Source organism: Maribacter sp. (assembly GCF_039968975.1).
Classification (GTDB): domain Bacteria; phylum Bacteroidota; class Bacteroidia; order Flavobacteriales; family Flavobacteriaceae; genus Maribacter.
The window spans coordinates 1-6400 of the sequence record NZ_JBDVOT010000182.1; the positions used below are offsets into that span (position 1 = coordinate 1).

Below are 6400 nucleotides of genomic sequence, written 5' to 3' on the forward strand. Positions count from 1 at the left end.
ATTGTAAAAACTGTTTTAAAGTACCTGGTGCGTAATGACCTATTTTTCTAATACGTTCAGCAACCCCGTCAATATATTCTTTTATGGCATTATAATGATCCTCAAAAAATACATGTTTTGTGTGAAAATCAATACCTTCTAGATTCCAATGTGCTCTAAGTGTTTTTGTATATAACACATATTCATCTGCCAATATGGTAGATAAATGTTCGGCAATTTTTGATCTATTCTCCTCGGTAATTCCAATATTTGTTTTCATTATATATGCTTGTTTTTAGTGTTAAAATTATGCTTTCACATAAAATTACTAGGTACATTTTATTTAAACAAACATTGACATCTAAGGGGTTATCATTTTATTTTATTGAGCTCATTTAAGGTAATTTGCACTGTTGTTTTAACAAAGTAATTGAATTTAGATTATCAAAAATATACGAGAAGTTTTATGAGATGAGCACTAAAATATTAATATCTAGCGCTCATATATTCATCTAAATTTATCTTCCTTATGAATTAAATAATCGTGAAAATTTCACTTTCTGGCAATCTAGATTTTGGAGTTTTATCGGTAGAATTGAAATCAGATTCTGCTCTGTAACCAATTGATACTGCCGTAATAGCTGTAAAGCCTTTTTCTCTTAACCCAAATTCTTCGTCAAGGGCTTTCATGTCTAAACCTTCCATTGGTGTAGCATCAATACCTAAGTTAGCGACACCTAATAAAAAGCTACCAATATTGAGGTATACCTGCTTCTCCATCCAGTGTTGCAAATCTTTTAAATCGTATCTATGAATATCGGCAAAGGCATTCATGGCTCCGTACAATCCGTTTTTAACATCATCGTTTGGAAATCTACCATCCTTATCTTGAACCTCTAAAAGGTGTTTAAAATAGGCGTCATCTGCACTTGTTCTTGAGCAGAACAAAACAACGGCAGAAGCATTCGTTATTTTGGGTTTGTTAAAATGATAAAATCCTTCCGCACCCTTTGCAATTCGGTCTTTACCCTCAGTAGTTTCGGCAACTATAAAATGCCAAGGTTGTAAGTTTACACTAGAAGGACTCATTCTAAGCAGGTTTTTAACTTCTGCCATATCTGCATCAGATATTTTTTTGTTGGTGTCGTATTCCTTAGTGGTGTATCTCCAGTTTAATGTTTCCGTTAAATTCATTTTTATCTTTTTAATATGTTGATTGTATTTTTGTCAACACAAAGATAAAAGAGTATAAGGGTCTATTTGCTGTATAAAAAAAGGTGAAATAGGTATAAATGAAGGTTTTTTAAAGGATGTTTATTAAAATTCTGCCAAAAAGAGTCTTAAACCATTAAAATCAACGGTTTTCAATAGTTAAATTAATAATTAAGCCTTTATTATTACTAGTTTATGCTGTTAGCTCTGTCATTTTATAGGCAGAGACATTCTCTAACTTATCTTTAGAAACAAGCCTGTAGGCAGCAATGTGGTCACTTTGAGAATGTTTGTTCAGGTAATCTTGATTTACCCATTTTTCATGAAACAAAAATAAATTTGGGTTGTCGTTGTCTTGATGCAGATCGTAAGCTATATTACCTTCTTCACCTCTAGTAGGACCTACAAGTTTCAGCAATTCGGTTTTTATCTCTTCTCTAAATTCTTCTTTTACTAAAATATGTACTACGAGGGTCAAGTATGATTTTTTCATCGGATGTTTCAAAAGCGTTAATGTATTAAAGTATAAATATAATGATTGATAGCTAAAAGGTTAGCTGATCCACCTAAAGGTTAGGTTAATTCTTGGTGGTATTTGTTTTGTTGTTTTTGGAATTTTATGTTTCCAATTTTCTTGCGTGGCACCTTGCATAACTAATAGACTAGCATGTGCTAAAGGAATATCTACGCGATCTAAATCTTTACGAGACACATGTTTTAATTGAAAAGGTCTGGTAGCTCCAAATGTTACCGAAGCAATAACAGTGTTCTTACGTTGGTCACTTTTATAATCTTGATGCCAATCTACACTATCTTTCCCGTCACGATAGTAATTGAGTAAACAGCGCGTAAATTTAACGTCTACCTCCTGCTCTATTCGCTCTTTGATAAATAGTAAATCGTCATTCCACAAGTGTATTTTACTTTTGGTATTGGTATATTGAACGTCTTTATTAATGTCACCATACCAAGCAGTAAGCCTTGGGTAATCTACTAGTTGACCATGAATAGTAATTTGTTCTTGCTGCCAAGGCGTGCTTTCTAATAATCTATTGAACAGTTTATTGCTTTCCTCAATGCTAAAGAAATTTTCAAATAAAATAACATTTGCACCCGGTAAGTCATATACCATTTTGCGAACCTCTTCCGTAGAAAATAAATCTGTTTGATTAAAAAATTCCATCTAGTTAAAATAAATCTGATAAGTATTAGGTATTATACAAAGATACTAGGTTGAGTCTGTATTTTATGTTGATTATATAGGCTACTGTGGTATTAATAAAGGTTAAAGTTTATTGAAAATTATAATTTTACCTTAGTTTCGTTTATGAATCACCTATTAGTTACTAAAATGCAAGTATTAGAAGCTTATAAACCTTTTGAGATACAAGAAGTTGAATTAACGAATTGGAAACAACGTCCGGTTAAAAACAATTTTTTTGAACTAGTATTAATTAAGGATGGAAAAGGTACACAGTGCATTAACTATAGTTATTATGCCTATAGTAAGGATAGTATATTTCTGTTGCCGCCCTTAAAATGTCATTCTTTTACCATAGAGAAACCTACCAAATTTGTGTTTTTAAAGTTTACCGATTCATTTTTTAAGAATGCCAATAAGTTGGCAATAGATAGAAATGAATGGTTTAAAGAAGCTTCGTATATTTTATCCAATTATAATCAATTACCTGGAGATATCATTAAAAATGAATTAGACCGAGACTATTTAGAAAAGCTGATTGATATGATTCTGCAAGAATCTAGAAATTATGGTGAGCAATCTATAAACCTTGTCACGAGTTTAATGACCTGCATATTAGAAATCCTTATTCGTAATATAAAAAACAGCAGCTACTTTGAGTTACCAAAGAACAATTCTGATGATAGAATTACTAAAATGTTGACCTATATAAATTCTAATATTGATAAAACAGAATTATTGAAGGTAGAAAATTTAGCCGATGTTTTTATGATGTCACCTACATACGTTAGTGAGTATTTTAAAAAACAAGTGAACATGTCTTTACGCGAATACATCATTAAAGCAAAGTTGAAGCTTGTAGAAATCCGTCTTTTAAATTCAGATTACACGCTAACTCAAATTGCAGATGATTTAGGTTTTACAGACGTAAGTCATCTTTCAAAAACATTTAAGCGCTATACAGGCTCTTCTATTCGTGATTTTAAAACAAAGGGAGAATATATGTTATTAAAAAGAGCATCTTGTTCACCAACTGCAAGTGCTTAAACATCTTTTATTTTGACCAATTCTTTTACTGGCGATATTTAAACGTCGAAAATTATCTGTTTACTACCTTTTAAGGTGTTGAATAATTAAAAGGATTGTTGCGGACATCTTTTTACATCATACAGTCATATACTACATGACCTCTGAATACACTCTTCTGTTAATAACAATAGCATTCATCACATTCCTAGTGTAACATCTGGTTGTACTTACTAGAAAGTTCGATTTCGAAGAATTTTTGACTCGTAAAATTTCAATCTTATCTCAATTCCATATCCGTCAATACTTCATTTAATCTAGTCAAAAGAGTCCTTCTACACCTAGTAATTTTAGTTTCGAATCAAAATAAAACGCAATGAAATTAGAAGATAAAGTAATAATTATAACTGGTGCATCTAGCGGAATTGGTAGAGCAACAGCACTTAAATTGTCAGAAAACGGAGCAAAAGTAGTCTTAATGGCAAGAAGTGAAGATGAGTTAAATGAACTTAAATCTGATATCACCAATAAAGGTGGGGAAGCTTTGGTTGCCACCGGTGATGTAACCGTAAAAGATGATTTCGAGAATGTAGTTTCTAAGACAAAAAAGGAATTTGGTAAAATAACCGGACTTATAAATAATGCAGGCTTAATGCCACTTTCATTTGTGGATAAATTAAAGACAGATGAATGGGATAAAATGGTAGATGTCAATATAAAGGGAGTACTCAACGGGGTTGCAGCGGTATTGCCAGAACTAAAAGAAAATAATGGTGGTAACATCGTTAATATTTCATCAATGGCTGCTAATAGATATTTTCCTGGTGGTGCGGTGTATTGCGCTACAAAATCTGCAGTAAAAATGTTTTCAGAAGGTTTACGTCAAGAGTTGGCACCTAAATATGGTATCAATATAACATCAATTGAGCCAGGTGCAGTTGCAACCAATTTAACGAGTACTATAACCGATGAAGATATTAAAGATAAAATGAAGGAAATGCAAAAGATGGAAACGCTTGAAGCGGAAGATATTGCTAACTCCATTTACTATGTGTTGACCCAACCAGAAAGAGTGAACATCAACGATGTTTATTTGGTGCCAAGTGAACAACAGTAATATAAATTAAAAAAAAGAGATATGTCAACGACAACAAAACAAGATACATTCAAAACAATTAACCCTACTACCGGTAAAGAAATTTCTTCTTATGCCTATATGACAGATGATCAGGTAGAGAAAAGTATACAAAACTCTCATAAAGCATTCTTGAAATGGAAAATGAAATCTATTGAAGAACGCGGAGAAATTATTAAATCTATTGGTAAAGAACTTCAAAATTATAAGAAGGAGCTGGCAGAATTAATGACAGATGAAATGGGAAAACTTTTATCACAAAGTGAACATGAGGTAGATTTGTGTACTTCTATTTGTGATTATTCAGCGGAGAATGCTCCAGAGTTTTTAAAGAATGAAGAAAGAGATTTAGAAGACGGTGGTAGAGGAATTATAACATATTCACCAATGGGAATAATATATGGTATTCAACCATGGAACTACCCTAGTTATCAAGTGTTAAGGTACACCATTGTAAACTTAATGGCAGGTAATAGTATTCTATTAAAACACGCGTCTAATGTTACCGGTACGGCAAAATTATTGAAATCTATTTTTGATACGGCAGGTCTACCAGAGGATTTATTTAATGTGATGGTAATTGATCATGACCAGTCTAATACAATCATAAAACACAAATTAATTAGAGGTGTAACCTTAACAGGTAGCCCTGTTGCAGGAGAAAAAATTGGTGAATTGGCTGGTGCACAATTGAAAAAGACAGTGCTTGAGCTTGGTAGTAATGATGCTTATTTGGTGCTAGATGATGCCGATATTGATTTGGCTGTAGAAAAAAGTGTTATGGGTAGAATCTACAATAATGGAGAGACCTGTATAGCCGCCAAGAGATTTGTGGCTACTGAAAAAGTATACAATGAGTTCAAAGAAAAGTTCGTGAAAGCAATGAACGCTTTGAAAATTGGAGACCCTAAGAAAAAAGAAACTGAATTAGGACCAATGGCTCGTAAAGATTTAAGAAAAAAGATTCATGAACAACTTGAGGAAAGTGTAGATAAAGGAGCAGAAATATTATGTGGAGGAAAAATTCCTGAAGGGGAAGGTTACTTCTACCCTGCTACTGTGTTGGGTAACGTATCGCCAGGTCAGCCAGCGTACGATGATGAATTATTTGGACCGGTTGCTTCATTAATTAAAGCAAAAGATAATGAAGATGCTATGCGTATTGCTAATGATAGCAGATTTGGTTTAGGTGGCGGAATCTTTTCTAAAGATGTTGATGAAGCAATTGAATTAGCGGAAAAGCATTTTGATACGGGTATGGTATTTATAAATTCTTTTGGTTTAGCTAACCCTATGATGCCCTTTGGTGGTGTTAAAGATTCTGGATATGGAAGAGAACATGGCGGTTTTGGTATGAAGGAATTTGTTAATGTGAAAGCCATTACCCTAACGCAATAAATCACAGCAAGCATTTAAAAGCATCTCTAGAGATGCTTTTTTTTATATGAAGATGAACTAGTTTTATAAAGCTATGTTAAAAAATGAATGTTCATTCTTTTTTGTAATACCTTTGATATGCATTTAAAAATGAAATAATAATTATAACTACTTCCAGTAATGTAAGAGTTAACTATTTAGTTGCAATATTACTTGTATGTAGTTGTAAATCAATAATATAAATTTAAACAAATAATTTATGAATAAGTCAATTAATTTAAAACAACGTCCGGTAGGTACTCCTACCCTTTCAGATTTTGAATTTGAAGAATTAGACGATAATCTTACTATCTCTGATGGAGAAATTCTATTAGAGGCTAATTATATATCTGTTGATCCCTACTTACGTGGTAGAATGAGTGATGCCAAATCTTACGTACCGCCATTTAAAGTCGGTGAGCCAATTAGTT

The 6400-nt window shown here is 32.5% G+C and carries 7 protein-coding genes and 1 pseudogene; 4 read left to right on the top strand and 4 right to left on the bottom strand.

Features of this window, described 5'->3' with window-relative positions; translation table 11 throughout:
* The 4 genes from ABJI11_RS12160 to ABJI11_RS12175 all read right to left on the bottom strand — a co-directional run.
* Window positions 1–259 (bottom strand): ferritin-like domain-containing protein (locus ABJI11_RS12160; protein ID WP_348352498.1); only part of this gene is annotated, 259 nt, incomplete at its 3' end.
* Window positions 260–513: 254 nt separating this feature from the next.
* A complete protein-coding gene (nfsB, locus tag ABJI11_RS12165; protein ID WP_348352501.1) occupies window positions 514–1173 on the bottom strand; it encodes an oxygen-insensitive NAD(P)H nitroreductase in 660 nt (219 codons plus the stop codon).
* 211 nt (window positions 1174–1384) lie between these two features.
* On the bottom strand, window positions 1385–1684 hold the full coding sequence (locus tag ABJI11_RS12170; protein ID WP_348352504.1) for a putative quinol monooxygenase: 300 nt from the start codon (window positions 1682–1684) through the stop codon (window positions 1385–1387).
* Window positions 1685–1744: 60 nt separating this feature from the next.
* Window positions 1745–2374 (bottom strand): alpha-ketoglutarate-dependent dioxygenase AlkB, encoded by a 630-nt coding sequence (locus tag ABJI11_RS12175; protein WP_348352506.1) that lies wholly within the window; start codon window positions 2372–2374, stop codon window positions 1745–1747.
* Window positions 2375–2518: 144 nt separating this feature from the next.
* Here ABJI11_RS12175 and ABJI11_RS12180 point away from each other — a divergent pair, with 144 nt between their 5' ends.
* From ABJI11_RS12180 to ABJI11_RS12195, 4 genes and pseudogenes are all read left to right on the top strand, one after another.
* Complete coding sequence (locus ABJI11_RS12180) at window positions 2519–3439, top strand: AraC family transcriptional regulator (protein WP_348352508.1); 921 nt, start codon at window positions 2519–2521, stop codon at window positions 3437–3439.
* Between the two features lie 355 nt (window positions 3440–3794).
* Entirely contained in the window at window positions 3795–4535 is a 741-nt protein-coding gene (locus tag ABJI11_RS12185; RefSeq protein ID WP_348352511.1) for an SDR family oxidoreductase, read from the top strand.
* Between the two features lie 21 nt (window positions 4536–4556).
* Window positions 4557–5951 carry an NAD-dependent succinate-semialdehyde dehydrogenase gene (locus ABJI11_RS12190; RefSeq protein WP_348352513.1) on the top strand — a complete coding sequence of 465 codons (1395 nt, stop codon included), beginning with the start codon at window positions 4557–4559 and terminating at the stop codon, window positions 5949–5951.
* A 238-nt stretch (window positions 5952–6189) separates the two neighbouring features.
* A pseudogene (locus tag ABJI11_RS12195) lies at window positions 6190–6400 on the top strand (NADP-dependent oxidoreductase); the annotation flags it as partial.